Origin of the sequence: Stenotrophomonas sp. SrG (genome assembly GCF_050031795.1) — a bacterium.
GTDB lineage: Bacteria > Pseudomonadota > Gammaproteobacteria > Xanthomonadales > Xanthomonadaceae > Stenotrophomonas > Stenotrophomonas rhizophila_A.
Genome location: NZ_JBNBBE010000005.1, coordinates 187306 through 203315 on the forward strand (window position 1 = coordinate 187306; position 16010 = coordinate 203315).

General features: G+C 65.4%; 12 protein-coding genes. 8 read left to right on the top strand and 4 right to left on the bottom strand.

Annotated features, from left to right (window positions below):
* Nucleotides 1-579 precede the first annotated feature (579 nt).
* Both dnaN and dnaA read right to left on the bottom strand, forming a co-directional pair.
* Nucleotides 580-1680: a DNA polymerase III subunit beta gene (gene dnaN / locus ACQG3P_RS06805; RefSeq protein WP_068848019.1), complete on the bottom strand. Its 1101-nt coding sequence runs from the start codon at nucleotides 1678-1680 to the stop codon at nucleotides 580-582.
* 276 nt (nucleotides 1681-1956) lie between these two features.
* Nucleotides 1957-3291 (bottom strand): chromosomal replication initiator protein DnaA, encoded by a 1335-nt coding sequence (gene dnaA, locus ACQG3P_RS06810; RefSeq protein WP_068848017.1) that lies wholly within the window; start codon nucleotides 3289-3291, stop codon nucleotides 1957-1959.
* Between the two features lie 253 nt (nucleotides 3292-3544).
* Between dnaA and rpmH the strand changes: the two genes are divergently transcribed.
* The 6 genes from rpmH to ACQG3P_RS06840 all read left to right on the top strand — a co-directional run bounded on the left by rpmH (nucleotide 3545) and on the right by ACQG3P_RS06840 (nucleotide 11178).
* Nucleotides 3545-3685, top strand: coding sequence for a 50S ribosomal protein L34 (gene rpmH / locus ACQG3P_RS06815; protein WP_006404565.1), 141 nt, complete (start codon nucleotides 3545-3547; stop codon nucleotides 3683-3685).
* A gap of 5 nt (nucleotides 3686-3690) precedes the next feature.
* Nucleotides 3691-4179, top strand: a complete 489-nt coding sequence (gene rnpA / locus ACQG3P_RS06820) for a ribonuclease P protein component (protein WP_083214014.1) — start codon at nucleotides 3691-3693, stop codon at nucleotides 4177-4179.
* Nucleotides 4179-5870: a membrane protein insertase YidC gene (gene yidC / locus ACQG3P_RS06825; protein ID WP_068848015.1), complete on the top strand. Its 1692-nt coding sequence runs from the start codon at nucleotides 4179-4181 to the stop codon at nucleotides 5868-5870. Before rnpA ends, yidC begins: the two co-directional genes overlap by 1 nt.
* A gap of 90 nt (nucleotides 5871-5960) precedes the next feature.
* Nucleotides 5961-8639 carry a polysaccharide deacetylase family protein gene (locus ACQG3P_RS06830; protein WP_426804601.1) on the top strand — a complete coding sequence of 893 codons (2679 nt, stop codon included), beginning with the start codon at nucleotides 5961-5963 and terminating at the stop codon, nucleotides 8637-8639.
* Between the two features lie 3 nt (nucleotides 8640-8642).
* Nucleotides 8643-9986 (top strand): tRNA uridine-5-carboxymethylaminomethyl(34) synthesis GTPase MnmE, encoded by a 1344-nt coding sequence (mnmE, locus tag ACQG3P_RS06835; protein ID WP_068848010.1) that lies wholly within the window; start codon nucleotides 8643-8645, stop codon nucleotides 9984-9986.
* A gap of 154 nt (nucleotides 9987-10140) precedes the next feature.
* Nucleotides 10141-11178, top strand: coding sequence for a glycerophosphodiester phosphodiesterase (locus ACQG3P_RS06840; RefSeq protein WP_306990563.1), 1038 nt, complete (start codon nucleotides 10141-10143; stop codon nucleotides 11176-11178).
* 152 nt (nucleotides 11179-11330) lie between these two features.
* On the opposite strand, the gene ACQG3P_RS06845 is transcribed toward ACQG3P_RS06840, so the two are convergent.
* Nucleotides 11331-12110, bottom strand: a complete 780-nt coding sequence (locus ACQG3P_RS06845; protein ID WP_426804602.1) for a rhomboid family intramembrane serine protease — start codon at nucleotides 12108-12110, stop codon at nucleotides 11331-11333.
* Between the two features lie 99 nt (nucleotides 12111-12209).
* Nucleotides 12210-13166 (bottom strand): TerC family protein, encoded by a 957-nt coding sequence (locus ACQG3P_RS06850; RefSeq protein ID WP_184126365.1) that lies wholly within the window; start codon nucleotides 13164-13166, stop codon nucleotides 12210-12212.
* Nucleotides 13167-13443: 277 nt separating this feature from the next.
* On the opposite strand from ACQG3P_RS06850, the gene ACQG3P_RS06855 reads away from it, so the two are divergent.
* Together ACQG3P_RS06855 and ACQG3P_RS06860 are read left to right on the top strand one after the other, a co-directional pair.
* Nucleotides 13444-14616, top strand: a complete 1173-nt coding sequence (locus tag ACQG3P_RS06855) for a class I SAM-dependent rRNA methyltransferase (protein ID WP_210132876.1) — start codon at nucleotides 13444-13446, stop codon at nucleotides 14614-14616.
* A 114-nt stretch (nucleotides 14617-14730) separates the two neighbouring features.
* On the top strand, nucleotides 14731-15966 hold the full coding sequence (locus ACQG3P_RS06860; protein WP_217537876.1) for a dipeptidase: 1236 nt from the start codon (nucleotides 14731-14733) through the stop codon (nucleotides 15964-15966).
* Nucleotides 15967-16010: the final 44 nt, after the last annotated feature.

Here is a 16010-nt window from a genome sequence, read left to right on the forward strand (position 1 = left end):
TGAAACGCGGGGCAGGGTAGGCGTTCTCAGATCTCGCGAGATTGATGTCTTCCATTTCTGGCTATCCACAGGGGGTCTGTATGACTTATGCACAATCTCTGCGCAATCTGTGGATAAAAAAGGCACCTTGGGTACCTCTGAAAGATATCCACAGGTTGAACCCCAGGCTCAGACCCTGTTTTACCGGGGGTTTCAGTACCGCATTTCCCTTTAAATTCAATCAGATAAGGTACTTTTCAACCAAATCTGGCCCTACCACCACCACCTAGCTTTAGATTTATATACAGTTTTTAAAAGCTTAGAGCTGGGAATCAGGGGGCAAACCCACACTTTGTGCGAATCTGGTGAACCATGACCTGCTTGGCCGATCTTGTCGTGAGATTCGAACGTCCCCTGCCGCGAGAAGGTTCGGTTGTACAACCGCAGCGGCAAGAAGCAAGATCACAAGCAGCCACGCACGGCGTGGCTCTCCTCGTGCTGCTTGCCTGATGATCCACGTGGAACGTCTGGGCAAAAAGAAACCCGGCGCTTGGCCGGGCTTCCTGGTTACCGCGGTTCCACGTGGAACCAAGCATGCGGTCAGAGACGCAGCGGCATCACCACGTGGCGCGACTTCTCGCTGCTGGCTTCGCGAACCAAGGCCGAGGAGTTGGAGTCGCGCAGCTGGATGACCACGTGCTCGTCGCGCAGTGCGGACAGGGCATCCAGCAGGTAGTTCACGTTGAAGCCAATGGCCAGATCGCTCACGGTGGTATCCGCTTCGATCTCTTCCTGGGCTTCTTCCTGCTCCGGGTTGTGCGCGCTGATCTTCAGGTTGCCCGGCGAGACTTCCACGCGGATGCCGCGGTACTTCTCGTTGGACAGAATCGCGGCACGCTGCAAGGAGGCACGCAGGGCTTCGCGATCCACCTTCACTTCACGGTCGGCGCCGATCGGAATCACGGCCTCGTAATCCGGGAAGCGGCCATCGATCAACTTGGAGGTGAAGGTCACATCGTCGCGCTTGACGCGCACGTGGCTGCGGCCGACTTCCAGCTCGATCTCACGATCCCCGCTTTCCAGCAGGCGCTGCAGTTCGGTTACGCCCTTGCGCGGCACGATGATCTGGCGCTTGGCGCCGCTGGCCTTTTCCAGATCGGTTTCGCACAGCGCCAGGCGGTGGCCGTCGGTGGCAACGGTGCGCAGCGCATCGCCGCGCAGGTCGAACAGGAGGCCGTTGAGGTAGTAGCGAACGTCCTGCTGGGCCATCGCGAACGCGGTGCGTTCGATCAGCTCCTTCAGGGTGGCTTCGCCGATCGCCACGCGCTCGGTGGCTTCCACTTCGTCCACAGACGGGAAGTCGTTGGCCGGCAGCGTTGCCAGGGTGAAGCGGCTGCGGCCGGCCTGCACGGTGATCTTGTCACCGGTCTGCGAGACGGTGATCCGGCTGCCGTCGGGCAGGGCGCGGATGATCTCGAACAGTTTGCGTGCCGGGATGGTGGTCTCGCCGTCCTGGGCATCATCCACCGCGATCCGCGACACCATCTCCACTTCCAGGTCGGTACCGGTCAGCGACAGCTGCCCGTTCTGGACCTGGACCAGGAAATTAGCCAGAACCGGCAAGGTCTGGCGGCGTTCGACCACGTTGACGACTTGTGCCAACGGCTTGAGAAAGGCTTCGCGCTGCAGTGTGAAACGCATGTGGTTCCGTGCCCCTATGCTTTAAAAAGATGTGGAATAAATCAAAAGCTTGGTGGTGATGGTAGAGCCAGAATTGCGGGAAAACACATCTAAGTATTTGTAAATAAAGGCTTTTATGGCCTCGAAACCCTCTGCACTACTACCCCCCAAGGGGTGGGGAAGCCTGTGGATAAAAATCCCGCCAACTCAAACCGGTTTTTTATCCACAGCCTGTCCCTCGCTTACACCCGGATTTTGCACCGTTTTATGCGATGACGCCTATGCGGCGTACATGCATCATTCGCTCAACTTCCGGATCAGCTTGTCCCAGTCTTCCCGCAACTTGCCGTCGGTCTCCATCAACGTCCGGATCTGCCGGCACGCATGCAGCACCGTGGTGTGGTCGCGACCGGCAAAGGCATCGCCGATTTCCGGCAGGCTGTGCTCGGTCAGCTCCTTGGTCAGGGCCATGGCGACCTGTCGCGGACGGGCCAGTGAGCGGGTCCGGCGCTTGGACAACAGATCCTTGATCTGCAGCCCGTAGTAGTCGGCCACGGTTTTCTGGATGTTGGGAATGCTGATGGCCTGCTGCTGGGCACGCAGCAGGTCGCGCAGTGTTTCCTGGGCGAAGTCGGTGGTGATCGCGCGGCCGGTGAAGTTGGCACGGGCGGTCAGGGTATTGAGCGCACCTTCGAGGTCGCGGACATTGGAGCGCATCTTCTTGGCAATCAGAAACGCCACATCGTCGGGAATCTCAGCACCGCGTTCGCGGGCCTTGGCCAGCACGATCGCGGCGCGCGTTTCGAAGTCCGGCGGCTCGATGGCCACCGACAGGCCCCAGGCAAGTCGCGACTTCAGGCGCGCTTCCAACCCTTCGACTTCGCGCGGGTACCGGTCGCAGGTGAGGATGATCTGCTGCTTGCCGTCGAACAGGGCGTTGAACGTGTGGAAGAACTCTTCCTGGGTTCGGTCCTTGCCGGCGAAGAACTGGATGTCATCGATCAGCAGCGCGTCCACCTGCTGGAACTGGCGCTTGAACTGATCCATGGTCTTTTCCTGCAACGCACGGATCATGGCGCTGAAGAACTGTTCCGAGCGCAGGTACAGCACCTTGGCGGCCGGATTGGCCTGGCGCATGGCGTTGCCGGCGGCGAACATCAGGTGGGTCTTGCCCAGGCCGGTGCCGCCGTACAGCAGCAGCGGGTTGTGCGCCCGGTCGCCCGGTTTCTGGGCGGCCTGGAACGCTGCGGCCAGGCCCAGCTGGTTGCTGCGGCCTTCCACGAAGTTGGTGAAGGTGTAGTGCGAATCCAGGTTGCCGGCGAACGGCACCAGCGGCTCAACCGGCGCAGCGGGCGCCGAATGGCCCGGAATCGGCGCGATCTGCGCCTCCACGGCCCGCGGACGCGAGCCGATTTCAAGAAAAACGTCGCCAAAACCGGCGAAGTGCGCCAGCAGTTCCTTGATCCGCGCCAGGTACAGCTCGCGCACCTGGTCGACGATGAAGGCGTTTGGCGCATAAAGCACCAGGCTGTCCGCGCGCAGATCGGCCTGCAGCGGCTTCAACCAGGTGTGAACATCTTCGGGCGGGAACTCCGCCTCAAGGCGTTCGAGACAACGGGACCAGGCATCCATCGGCAATAATCGTCTGGGGCCGGCGGTTGGGGCGCAGAAAGCCGCCGTGCCGCAGGCCGGAAGGGGAAAGAATGGATGGCGCAGCCTACCACCGACGCGGGGTGCCGGGAATGGTTGTCCCGAAGTTATTCACAAAATGATCCACAGCTATTGCACAGGCCGGTGAAATCCCGTAGTGACATGGGCTTGACGCGCCCCGGGGTAGGTCTATAGAATTTCCGGTTCTTTCCGTCCCCTTCATATAGAGGCCCGCATGGCCACCAAGCGCACTTTCCAACCCAGCAACCTCAAGCGTAAGCGCGACCATGGCTTCCGTGCCCGTATGAAGACCGCTGACGGCCGCAAGATCCTGTCGCGTCGCCGCGCCAAGGGCCGTAAAGTCCTGAGCGCTTGATTGCAATGCCGCTTCCCGCGGCAGACGCAATCCTGACTGTGAGCAGTTCCGACCCGCGCAAGCGATTTCCTCGCTCTGCGCGGGTTCGTACGCGTGCCGAATATACAACGGTCTTCAACGGCGCCCGCCGTGTGTCCGAACCGCTGATGACCCTGCACTGGCTGAAGAGCGACACGCCGGCCAGGCTGGGTCTTGCCGTTTCGCGCAAAGTCGATCCCCGAGCCGTGGGTCGCAACCGTATCAAGCGAGTGCTGCGCGACGCCACCCGCCACCTACGGCCGTGGATGACGTCCGGCGATTACGTCGTGGTCGCCCGCAGTTCCGCCCGTACCGCAAGTAATTCCGAGATCCGCCAGGCCTTCGAGCGCCTGCTGCGCCGGCTGGGCGCATTGCCCATGCCGGGCGCGGACGGCACAATGCCGCCGCCCGGGGTTGCACCCCTTTCCCAGTCCGAGCCGGCACCTGCTGCCGGCCCCGTCGAGCCTGCACGCTGATGAACCAGACCCGCGTTTTCCTGATTGTTGCCTGGCTGATGGTGGCCATCCTGCTGTGGATGCAGTGGGGTAGCGACAAGGCCCAGCCGGCGCCCACCGCGCCGGTGGCCGCCCAGACCCAGGCACCGGTGCCGGGTGCAACGGGCGCCGTGCCCGCTGCCAACGTGCCGCAGGCCCCGGGCAGCGCCCCGGCCACCCAGCCGACCGCGCAGGCCCAGGCCGGCGCGCCGCGCGTGACCGTGACCACCGACGTGCTGCGACTGGTGCTCGACGGCGGCTCCGTGCTGGATGCGGAGCTGCTGCAGTTCCCGCAGACCAAGGACGACGGCAGCCCGCCGGTGCGCCTGCTGACCGAAGACCCGGCCCACCCGTACCGCGCGGTGACCGGCTGGACCAGCCAGGACAAGAGCATGCCGGTGCCGGAAGCCAACGGCTTCACGCTGGTGGGCGATGCCAAGGACTTCGTGCTGGCCAAGGGCCAGAACGAACTGCAGATCCCGTTCGTGTGGAATGGTCCGAATGGCGTGAGCATCCGCCGCACCTTCACCGTCAACCGCAATGAATACGCGGTCAAGGTCAAGGACGAAGTGATCAACGCCGGCACCGCCCCGTGGAGCGGCTACGTGTACCGCACCCTGGACCGCACGCCGACGATCCTGTCGCGCAGCATGACCAACCCGGACTCGTTCAGCTTCAACGGCGCCACCTGGTTCGACAAGGACGGCAAGTACCAGCGCCGGGCTTTCAAGGATTACCTGGACGATGGCCCGCTGAACCAGCAGGTCACCGGTGGCTGGGTGGCGATGCTGCAGCACCACTTCTTCACCGCGTGGGTGCCGCAGAAGGACCAGGCCGCGAACTACTCGCTGTCCCAGCATGATGGCCGCGACCAGATCCAGGCCACCGGCCCGGCGTTCACCGTGGCCCCGGGCCAGCAGGTGAGCAGCGAGGCACGCCTGTGGGTGGGCCCGAAGCTGGTCAACCAGATCGCCAAGGAAGATGTGCCGGGCCTGGATCGCGTTGTCGATTACAGCCGCTTCTCGATCATGGCCGTGATCGGCCAGGGCCTGTTCTGGGTGTTGAACCAGGTCCACAAGGTCGTCAACAACTGGGGCTGGGCCATCGTGGGCCTGGTGGTGCTGCTGAAGCTGGTGCTGTACCCGCTGTCGGCGGTGCAGTACAAGAGCGGCGCCAAGATGCGTCGCTTCCAGCCGCGCATCGCGCAGCTCAAGGAACGCTATGGCGATGACCGCCAGAAGTTCCAGACCGCGATGATGGAGCTGTACAAGAAAGAGAAGATCAATCCGATGGGCGGCTGCCTGCCGATCCTCATCCAGATGCCGATCTTCTTCGCCCTGTACTGGGTGCTGGTGGAATCGGTGGAACTGCGCCAGGCCCCGTGGCTGGGCTGGATCCAGGACCTGACCGCACGCGACCCCTACTTCATCCTGCCGGTGATCAACGTGGCGGTGATGTGGGCCACCCAGAAGCTGACCCCGGCGCCGGGCATGGACCCGATGCAGGCCAAGATGATGCAGATGATGCCGCTGATCTTCGGCGTCATGATGGCCTTCATGCCGTCCGGCCTGGTCCTGTACTGGGTGGTCAACGGCGGCCTGGGCCTGCTGCAGCAGTGGTGGATGACCAAGCGCCACGGCGGCGACCCGGTCCCGGCCACCGCCAAAAAATAAAACCCCTGAAAAACCCGCCCTCCGGCGGGTTTTTCTTTGCCGGCGATACAATCGCCTGCATTCTACCCGCAGCACCTCACCGAGCCCCCCATGCCCCGTGCGTCATCGTTGTTCCGCCTGCCGTCCCTGCTGCTGCTGACCCTTGCCGTTGCCAGCTGCGGCAACAACGACCCCGCCGCCCCGGCAACGCCGACCCCGACGCAGCCCAGCGCGCAGGCTGCGGCCTCCGCCGACCCAGCGGCCGCGCCGCTGCTCACCGCCCTGCAGAAGCAGCTCGACGGCCACCGCCGCATCATCGTGCTGCTGGCCGACGAAGCGCAGCAGTCCGCGCGTGACCGTGACACCTCCAGCCGCATCGGCCAGCAGCTGTTCCACGACGGGCTGGACCAGCGCCAGGCCATTGCCACCCAATTCGATGCGTTGCTGCGCGACGGCAGCCCGCAGCGCTTTGCCACCCTGGGCACGGTGCTGGACTACATCGAATCGGCGCCGGAGCTGTACGACGCCGACCGCCTGGCGTTCCGCGAAGTGCTGCGCGACCTGCACGAGCGCATCGGCACCGATTCCTCGCTGCCGGCGGTGAAGCTGCACCAGCGCGTGGGCGAGGACCTGGACGCGCTCGATGAGATCGAGCGCAACTACAACCAGGAAATCACCAACATCTTCAGCCGCTTCGACCGCACCCGCGCGATCACCCTCAAGCGCGAGAGGTGGGACGACTACCTGGCCCACCTGCACAAGCAGTACAGCCGCGAGGCGATCCTGCGCGATTACGGCGTGATCGAGCCTTATCCGATGTCGATGAAGGACAGCGACCGCGAGATCTTCGGCCGCGACCTGCCGCCCAAGACCGTGGTGCTCACCTTCGATGACGGCCCCCACAAGGCCTACACCGACGAAGTGGTGGCCATCCTAAAGCGCTACGACGTGCCAGGCGTGTTCTTCGAAGTGGGCCGCAACCTGGGCGAAGTGCATGCCGATGGCAGCGTGAAGCTGGGTCCGATGGCCGGCATCAGCCGCAACCTGATGGAACAGGGCTACGCGGTGGGCAACCACAGCCTGACCCACGCGCAGCTGTCACGCACCACCGGCGAGGCGCTGCGCCAGCAGGTGCTGGTGACCGACACGCTGCTCAAGGACGTGGACAAGCGCCGCGCGCCGCTGTTCCGCTTCCCCTATGGCGCGCGCAATGCCGAAGGCCTGCAGCTGCTCAACGAGGCCGGCCTGAAGTCGATCATGTGGAACATCGATTCGATGGACTGGGCCGACCCGGTGCCCGAATCGATCGTGCAGCGCGTGCTGGGCCAGGTGCAGAAGGAACAGCGCGGGATCATCCTGTTCCACGACATCCACGACCGCGCGGTGAAGGCACTGCCGCAGATCCTGGACCGGCTGATTGCAGAGGGTTACCAGTTCGCCGGCTGGAATGGCCGCGAGTTCACCGTCAGCCGCCCGCGCAGCGCGGCTGCCAGCGAAGCCACCGTGACCACCGGCTACGAGAAGTCGTGGGCGATCGTGATCGGCATCGACGAGTACGCCAAGTGGCCGCGTCTGGAATACGCCAGCCACGATGCGCAGGCCATCGCCGATACGTTGACCGGGCAGTTCAGGTTCCCGTCCTCGCAGGTGATCGTGCTGAAGGACAAACAGGCCACCCGCAACAACATCCTGGCCGCCTTCCACGACCGCCTGGCCGATGACCGCACCGGGCGCAACGACCGCGTGTTCGTGTTCTTCGCCGGCCATGGCGCCACGCGGCGGTTGGCGTCGGGCCGCGACCTGGGCTACATCATCCCGGTGGATTCGGACCCCAACGAGTTCGCCACCGATGCCATCGCGATGACCGACATCCAGAACATCGCCGAAAGCATGCAGGCCAAGCACGTGATGTTCGTGATGGATGCCTGCTACAGCGGCCTGGGCCTGACCCGTGGCGGCCCCTCGTCGTCGGCCTTCCTGCGCGAGAACGCCAAGCGCAGCGCGCGGCAGATGCTCACCGCCGGTGGCAGCGACCAGCAGGTGGCCGACAGCGGCCCGAACGGCCATTCGGTGTTCACTTGGGTGCTGCTGCAGGCGCTTGCAGGCAAGGGCGACCTCAATGGCGATGGCCTGATCACCGGCACCGAGCTGGCGGCCTACGTGGCGCCGGCGGTATCGGCGGTGTCGCGGCAGACCCCGGCGTTCGGCAGCCTGCCCGGGTCGCAGGGCGGTGAGTTCGTGTTCCAGGTGCCCGACAGCCAGGAATACCTCACTGCCGATACCCGCCAGCTCTCGGCGGACGCGATCGCGCTCAACAACCGGGTGGATGCCGCGCAGGACGCCAAGCCCGCTGGCGAGGCGCCGGTGACCGTGGCCGACCTGCAGGGCGGCAAGAGCACGCTGGTGGTGCCGGCCGCCGTGCCGACCTCCGACCGCCAGCGCGCGCAGCAGGCCAACGACCGGGGCCTGCAGCTGTACCGCGAGAAGCGCTATGACGAGGCCGTTGCCCAGTTCACCGAAGCGCTGAAGCTGCGACCGGACTTCGCCCAGGCGGCCAACAACCTCGGCTTCGTCTACTACCGCCAGCAGCGTTACGCTGAAGCGGCACGCTGGCTGGAAAACACGCTGAAGATCGACCCGTCACGCGCGGTAGCCCACCTCAACCTGGGCGATGCCTACTTCCACGCCGGCGACAAGACCAAGGCCAGGCAGGCTTACACCACCTACCTGGCGCTGCAGCCGCAAGGCAGCGGCGCTGCCCAGGCCCGCGCACAGCTGGAGAAGCTCTGAGCCATGAACGCCGCCACCGACACCATCGTTGCCATCGCCACCGCGCCCGGTGCCGGGGGCGTGGGCATGCTGCGCGTGTCCGGCCCGCAGGCGCTGCGCATTGCCGTGGATCTGGGCTGCCCGCAACTGCAGCCGCGGCACGCGCACTACGCGCGCTTCCGCGATGCCGCCGGCGAAGTGCTGGATGACGGCATCGCCCTGTACTTCCCGAATCCGCGCAGCTTCACCGGCGAAGACGTGGTGGAGCTGCAGGGCCACGGCAGCCCGGTGGTACTGCAGCAGCTGGTCGGCCGCTGCATCGCGCTCGGCGCGCGACAGGCACGGCCAGGGGAGTTCAGCGAACGTGCCTTCCTCAACGGCAAGCTCGACCTGGCCCAGGCCGAGGCCATCGCCGACCTGATCGCGGCCAGCGATACCCGTGCCGCGCGCGCGGCGCGGCGCTCGCTGGACGGCGTGTTCTCGCGCCGCGTGGAAGACGCCGGCGAGCAGCTGGTGCGCCTGCGCATCCATGTGGAAGCCGCGATCGACTTCGCCGACGAACCGCTGGATACGCTGGGAGGCGATCAGGTTCGGCAGGGCCTGGGCGAAGTGCAGTTGGCGCTGGCGACGCTGCGCGACGACGCCGAACGCGGCCGCCGCCTGCGCGATGGCCTGCACGCCGTGCTGGTCGGCCCGCCCAACGCAGGCAAGAGCTCGCTGCTCAATGCACTGGCTGGCAGCGAACGCGCGATCGTCACCGACATTGCCGGTACCACCCGCGACACCCTGCGCGAAACCATCCGCATTGATGGGCTCGAGCTGACCCTGGTCGACACCGCCGGCCTGCGCGACGGCGGCGATGCCATTGAACGCGAAGGCATGCGGCGTGCGCGCGCGGAGATGCAGCGCACCGACCTGGCCATCATCGTGCTCGACGCGCGCGACCCGCAGGCCGGCCATGCCGCCGTGGCCGATGCCATCGCCGGGGTGCCGCTGCAGTTGTGGATCCACAACAAGAGTGACCTGCTGGAGGCACTGCCGGCCGACATCGATGCCAACGTCGTGCACGTCTCGGCCGCCACCGGCCAGGGCCTCGACCGCCTGCACACACGCCTGCGCGAGCTGGCCAGCGGCAGCGCCGGCGACAGCGTGGAGGGCGAATTTTCCGCGCGCGCCCGCCACGTGGAAGCGATCACCCTGGCGATCGGCCACGCCGAGCGCGCCGAAGCAGAGCTGGTGCATGAACACCTGGAGCTGGCCGCCGAGGAACTGCGGCTGGCGCATGAGGCGCTGGGCGAGATCACCGGACGGATGAGCGCCGATGACCTGCTGGGGCGGATTTTCTCGAGCTTCTGTATCGGGAAGTAACGTCTTCTTTCGGCTGTAACACCGCGCTGGCAGAATGCGCCACGTCTCCGGCCCCGCCGCGTCGGCGGGGCGGTACCAACAGGGGTTTGCAGTGTCGAAGTCGTTGTGGGGTTGTGCGTTGCTGTTCTCGCTGGCCGTGGCACCATCGGTGGCCATGAGCGCTGAATCTTCCCCACCCGCGCCGCGCAAGGCGGCGGTGTACGGCCATCGCGGCGCCAGCGCGCTGCTGCCCGAACACACCCTGGCCGCGTACGCGCAGGCCATTGCCGATGGCGCCGACTACATCGAGCCGGACCTGGTGATGACCAAGGACGGCGTGCTGGTCTCGCGGCACGAGAACGAGATCAGTGGCACCACCGATGTGGCCACCCATCCCGAGTTCGCCAGCCGCAGAACGACCAAGACCATCGATGGCGAACGCATCGAAGGCTGGTTCACCGAAGACTTCACCCTGGCCGAGCTGAAGACCCTTTACGCCCGCGAGCGCCTGCCGCAGCTGCGCAGCACTGCCTTCGACGGCCAGTTCCGCATTGCCACGCTGGACGAGATCGTCACCTTCCTGGTCCAGCAGGCCGGTCGCGCCGGGCGCGGGATCGGGCTGGTGCCGGAGATCAAGCACGGCACCTACTTCAAGGGCATCGGCCTGCCGATGGAAGACCTGCTGGTGAAAACCCTCCAGGCCAACCCATATACCCGCGTGGCCCCGGTGACGATCCAGTCGTTCGAGGTGGGCAACCTGCGCTATCTGCGCGCCAAGCTCGGCCGCGACAGCAACATCCGCCTGCTGCAACTGCTGGGCGACCCGAAGCAGCAGCCGGGCGACGTGCTCGCCGCCAAGGGCAGCCAGCGCTATGTCGACATGATCACGCCCGCCGGGCTGGACCAGATCGCCGGCTATGCCGATGGCATTGGACCCAGCCTGCGCATGGTGATTCCGCTGGATGCCAACGGTCGCCTCGGCCCACCGACGTCACTGGTGCGCGATGCGCACGCGGTAGGCCTGATGGTGGTGCCGTATACGTTCCGGCCGGAGAATGCCTTCATGGCCGCCGAATTCCGCAAGGGTGAGCCCAACACGCGCAATCCCGACGGGTCGGTGGCGGAGATGCGCGCCTACCTGGCCACCGGGATCGATGCGTTTTTCACCGATGATCCGGCATTGGGGCGCAAAGCGGTGGATGGCACCCCGTAAAAACGACGCCGCGCAGGTAGGTACCGACCGTTGGTCGGTACGGAGAATGATCGGCACGCAGCGCATCGACCAACGGTATGCCCGCCGTTGGCGGGCACCCTTCGGGCCGTCGCAAGCGACGTTAGGAACGGCATTACCGTTCCTTGCGATGCCTACCGGGAGGAATCCGAATCCCGCGGGCGGAACGGCAACACGACGAAATCCTGCCCTTCGCGCGGCTGCCACAGCACCGGCACGTGGTGCGGGGAGGGCGGCTCGAGGTCGCTGTCGCGCTGTGCCTCCAGCGCGTCCTCGTCTTCCTCTTCCCAGCTGTAACGCTTGCGCGGGGCCATCGGGTCGGACAGGCGGAACAGCAGCGCGCTGATGATGCCGGCGAAGGCGCCACCCATGTGCGACTGCCAGGACACACCCGGCTCATGCGGGAGGATGGTGATGAGCATGCTGCCGTAGAACAGGAAGGCGATCAGGCCGGCGGCAATGGCGGGGCGGTCCCGACGCAGCAGGCCCAGCACGAACACCAGGAACATCAGGCCGTGGGTGATGCCGCTGGCGCCCAGGTGGCGGCTGCCGATATCGCCGAGCAGCCAGGCGCCCAGCCCGGAGCCGATCCACAGCAGCGGGAAGGCCCGCAGGGTCGCCTTTGGATAGACGCTGCCTGCCAAAGTGCCAAGAATTAATAGAGCAAAGCTATTGGCGGCCAAGTGCTGGACCGAACCATGCAGCAGCGGCGCACCGAGGATGCCCAGCAGGCCGTCGCTTTCCAGCGGGGCCACAGCCCAGGGGCGCCAATCGAAGTGGCCCTGCGCGGTGAATACCGCCACCAGCACCAGCACGAAGGCCAGGCTCAGGTTGAACGCCCGCACCACGCGGCCGCGGTCGTTGCGGGGAGAGACCGGCGGCTCGCCGGCAGGCAGGGGCAGGTTGGCGTTCATACCCAAAGGGATTGCGTCGCGCCAGCCTGAACACAAGGGCAACGCGACGGGAGACAGAGGTGCCGCCGACGGGACAATCCCGCCGGCGGCGATCAGGGGTTACGCGTCGCCGGTCTTCGGCGGGTTCTTCAGGCTCAGCACCACGGTGGCGGCGATGATCACCGCAACTACGCCCAGCGAGATCGGGGTGGGGATCTTGAAGATGTCGATCAGCATCATCTTGGCGCCGATGAAGGCCAGCACCAGAGCCAGGCCGTACGGCAGCAGGTGGAAGCGATCGGCCATGCCGGCCAGCAGGAAGAACATGGCGCGCAGGCCCAGCACCGCGAACACGTTGGAGGTGAGCACGATGAACGGGTCGGTGGTGATGGCGAAGATCGCCGGGATGCTGTCCACCGCGAAAATCACGTCGGTGACGGCAATCAGGATCAGCACCACGAACAGCGGGGTGTACCAGCGCTTGCCGTCGCGCATGACGCTCATGGCATTGCCGGCGTAATCGGGCAGCAGGCGCAAGTGCTTGCGCATCCAGCGCAGGGCCGGGTTGGTCTCCAGGTCAGGCTCCTGGCCGGCCGAGAACCACATCTTCCAGCCGGTGAAGAGCAGGAACGCGCCGAACACGTAGAGCAGCCAATGGAACTTGGTGAGCAGCACGCTGCCGGCGAAGATCATGATCGTACGCAGCACGATCGCACCCAGGATGCCGATGATCAGCACCTTCTGCCGCTGTTCCTCGGGTACCGCGAAGTAACCCATGATCATCAGGAACACGAAGATGTTGTCCACCGCCAGGGCCTTCTCGACCAGGTAACCGGTCAGGAACTCCAGGCCGACCTTGTTGGCCACCACCTGGCCGGCGGTCTCGTTCAGGTAGTACCAGAGGCCACCGTTGAAGGCCAGGGCCAGCACCACCCAGCCGATCGACCACCACAGGGCCTCCTTGAAGGTCACCTTGTGCGGGCCGCCGTGTCGCATCAGTACCAGATCGACCAGCAGCGCGATGATCACCACCGCGCCGAAGCCGCCCCATAACCACAAATTACCGATCGTCTGCATGAGTTTGTCCGTTGAATGAATGAAATGCCTCAAGCCGGACGGCGAGGATCTGCAACGGAGGATCGGAGGGGATCCGGGGACAGAGCTTCGCCATACGGCGAAGGTCTCGCTCGCAGTCCCACCGGGTGGGACTGCCGTTGCACCGGAGCCTGCGGGCTCGAATTGACGGCGACAACGTCTGGGAGCTACTCCCCTTCTGGGGCCGATTCTGCGGGCTGAATGGGTTGGCGTCAAATCGGCGGCCTGCCGGGCCATGGGGCCCGTCTACAATAGGCAGATGAATACCGTCCCCAATCCCGTTGTCCGCCTTAAAAACGCCTGGCGCTCCAGCCACCCGTGGATCTTCCAGAAACTGGTCGAAAAGCCCGCCGTCCGCCCGAAACCCGGCGCCATCGTCGACGTGGTCGGCGTGGATGGGGAGTGGATCGGGCGTGGCTTCTACAACGGTCATTCGCGCATCGCCGTGCGTATCCTCGAGACCGACCAGCGCGTCCCCGTCGATGCCGGCTGGTTCTCGCGGAAGATCGCCCAGGCGGTGTCGCTGCGCCGTGATGTCCTGAAGCTGGACACGATTTCCGATGCCTGGCGCGTGGTGCACAGCGAGGGCGACGGCCTGTCCGGCCTGGTGGTGGACCGCTACGGCGACCTGGTGGTGGTGGAGTTCTTCGCCGCCGGCATGTTCCGCCACCGCGAATGGGTCTACGAGGCGCTGCGCGAGCAGTTCCCAGGCTGCCGCTTCCACAGCTTCGCCGACGAACACGTGCAGAAGCAGGAAAGCTTCGACTTCCACGGCAACACCACCACCGAAGCAGCGGTGATCACCGAGTACGGCGTGAAGTTCCGCGCCGACCCGGCCGGTGCGCACAAGACCGGCTTCTTCGCCGACCAGCGCGAAAACCGCCAGTGGCTGAGCCAGGAAGTGGAAGGCAAGTCGGTGCTGGACCTGTGCTGCAACACCGGTGGCTTTGCGGTGTACGCGGCCGCGCGCGGTGCCTCTGATGTGCTGGGCATCGACATCGACGAAGACGTGATCGCCATCGCCAAGGGCAATGCGCGCCTGAACAACGTGCGCCCACGCTTCGTGCAGTCCGACATCTTCCCGTGGCTGCGCGACGCGGCCAACCGCGGCGAGCAGTTCGACGTGGTGATCCTGGATCCGGCGAAGATGACCCGCGACCGCGACCAGGTGATCACTGCGCTGAAGAAGTACCTGGACATGAACAAGCTGGCGCTGGGCGTGGTCAAGCCGGGTGGCCTGTTCGCCACGTTCTCGTGCACCGGCCTGGTGGCCGAGGACCAGTTCCTGGACATGCTGCGTCGCGCGGCGTTCTACTCCGGGCGCACCATCCAGATCCTGAAGGTCGCCGGCGCCGGCCCGGATCATCCGTTCATGGCCCACGTGCAGGAATCGCGTTACCTCAAGGCCGTGTTCTGCCGCGTTCTCGATTGACCTTCGCGTGCCGACCAACGGTCGGCACCCATCGCGGAATGGCAGGGTAGATACCGACCGTTGGTCGGTACGCTTTGCTATGGTCTGACGCATTCCCATCCGAAGAGAGGCGTCATGACGTTGCGCAGCCTGTCCCTGCTGGTGTCACTGGCGCTGTGTGCGCCGCTGTCGGCCCACGCCATCGAGTTCAGCGCGCAGGAGCTTGCGCGCGCTGCCACCCTGCAGAAGAAACTGCTTACCCTCGACAGCCATCTGGACACGCCGGCGAACTTCCACCGGGAAGGCTTCGACATCCAGCAGCGACACGACCACAACGCGCTGTCGCAGGTGGATCTGCCGCGTATGGTGGACGGCGCGCTGGATGGCGGGTTCTGGGCCATATACACCGACCAGGGCGACCGCAGCCCGGCCGCACACCAGCACGACCGCGATGCGGGCCTGCTGCGGTTGATGGAAATCCGCGAGATGCTCGCTGCGCATCCGGAGACCTTCGCGCTGGCACTGACCGCCGCCGACGCCGCCCGGATCAAGGCGGCCGGCAAGCGCGTGGTGTACATCAGCATGGAAAACGCCAGTCCGCTGGTCGACGACCCCACGTTGCTCAGCTTCTACCACCAGGCCGGCCTGCGCCTGCTCAGCACGGTGCACTTCGCCAACAACGAGTTCGCCGATTCGGCCACCGACACCAAAGGCGCCGAATGGAAGGGCCTGAGCCCGGCCGGCAAGGCATTGGTGGACGAAGCGGTACGGCTCGGCATCGTGATCGACCAGTCGCATGCCTCCGATGCGGTCTTCGATGACCTGATCCAGCGCATGCCGGTGCCGTTCGTGCTGTCGCACAGTTCGGCCAAGGCAATCTACAACCACCCGCGCAACCTGGACGACGTGCGCCTGAAGCAGCTGGCCAAGGCCGGCGGCGTGATCCAGGTGAACGCCTATGGGGGCTACCTGATCGACACCGGCAAGAACGCGGCGCGAACGCAGGCCGAAGACGCCTTGATGAAGCAGATCGGCGCCGATTACGACGACCTGAGCATGGCCCAGGGCGTGCAGCTGAAGCAGGGCCTGGCCGAGATCGACCAGCGCCTGCCGCTGCGCAAGGCAACGCTGGACGATTTCTTCGCCCACTTCGAACACATCCTGGGCGTGGTCGGCCCCGAGCATGTGGGTATCGGGCTGGACTGGGACGGCGGCGGCGGGCTTACCGACCTGCAGGACGTGAGCGATCTACCGAAGATCACCGCCTGGCTGCTGCGCAAGGGCTACACCGAGAAACAGATCGCGGGGATCTGGGGCGGCAACCTGCTGCGTGTGCTGCAGCAGGCGCAGGATCATGCCAACAAAAAATGACCGTTGGGGTGCCGGGCAACGCCCGGCACCCTTACCGTCAAGGC

Excerpts from the sequence above, each read along its gene's own strand:
- dnaN (WP_068848019.1), bottom strand. The coding sequence starts at position 1,680 with ATGCGTTTCACACTGCAGCGCGAAGCCTTTCTCAAGCCGTTGGCACAA.
- mnmE (WP_068848010.1), top strand. The coding sequence starts at position 8,643 with ATGAACGCCGCCACCGACACCATCGTTGCCATCGCCACCGCGCCCGGT.
- ACQG3P_RS06850 (WP_184126365.1), bottom strand. The coding sequence starts at position 13,166 with ATGCAGACGATCGGTAATTTGTGGTTATGGGGCGGCTTCGGCGCGGTG.
- yidC (WP_068848015.1), top strand. The coding sequence starts at position 4,179 with ATGAACCAGACCCGCGTTTTCCTGATTGTTGCCTGGCTGATGGTGGCC.
- dnaA (WP_068848017.1), bottom strand. The coding sequence starts at position 3,291 with ATGGATGCCTGGTCCCGTTGTCTCGAACGCCTTGAGGCGGAGTTCCCG.
- ACQG3P_RS06840 (WP_306990563.1), top strand. The coding sequence starts at position 10,141 with ATGAGCGCTGAATCTTCCCCACCCGCGCCGCGCAAGGCGGCGGTGTAC.
- ACQG3P_RS06845 (WP_426804602.1), bottom strand. The coding sequence starts at position 12,110 with ATGAACGCCAACCTGCCCCTGCCTGCCGGCGAGCCGCCGGTCTCTCCC.
- ACQG3P_RS06830 (WP_426804601.1), top strand. The coding sequence starts at position 5,961 with ATGCCCCGTGCGTCATCGTTGTTCCGCCTGCCGTCCCTGCTGCTGCTG.
- ACQG3P_RS06860 (WP_217537876.1), top strand. The coding sequence starts at position 14,731 with ATGACGTTGCGCAGCCTGTCCCTGCTGGTGTCACTGGCGCTGTGTGCG.
- ACQG3P_RS06855 (WP_210132876.1), top strand. The coding sequence starts at position 13,444 with ATGAATACCGTCCCCAATCCCGTTGTCCGCCTTAAAAACGCCTGGCGC.
- rpmH (WP_006404565.1), top strand. The coding sequence starts at position 3,545 with ATGGCCACCAAGCGCACTTTCCAACCCAGCAACCTCAAGCGTAAGCGC.
- rnpA (WP_083214014.1), top strand. The coding sequence starts at position 3,691 with ATGCCGCTTCCCGCGGCAGACGCAATCCTGACTGTGAGCAGTTCCGAC.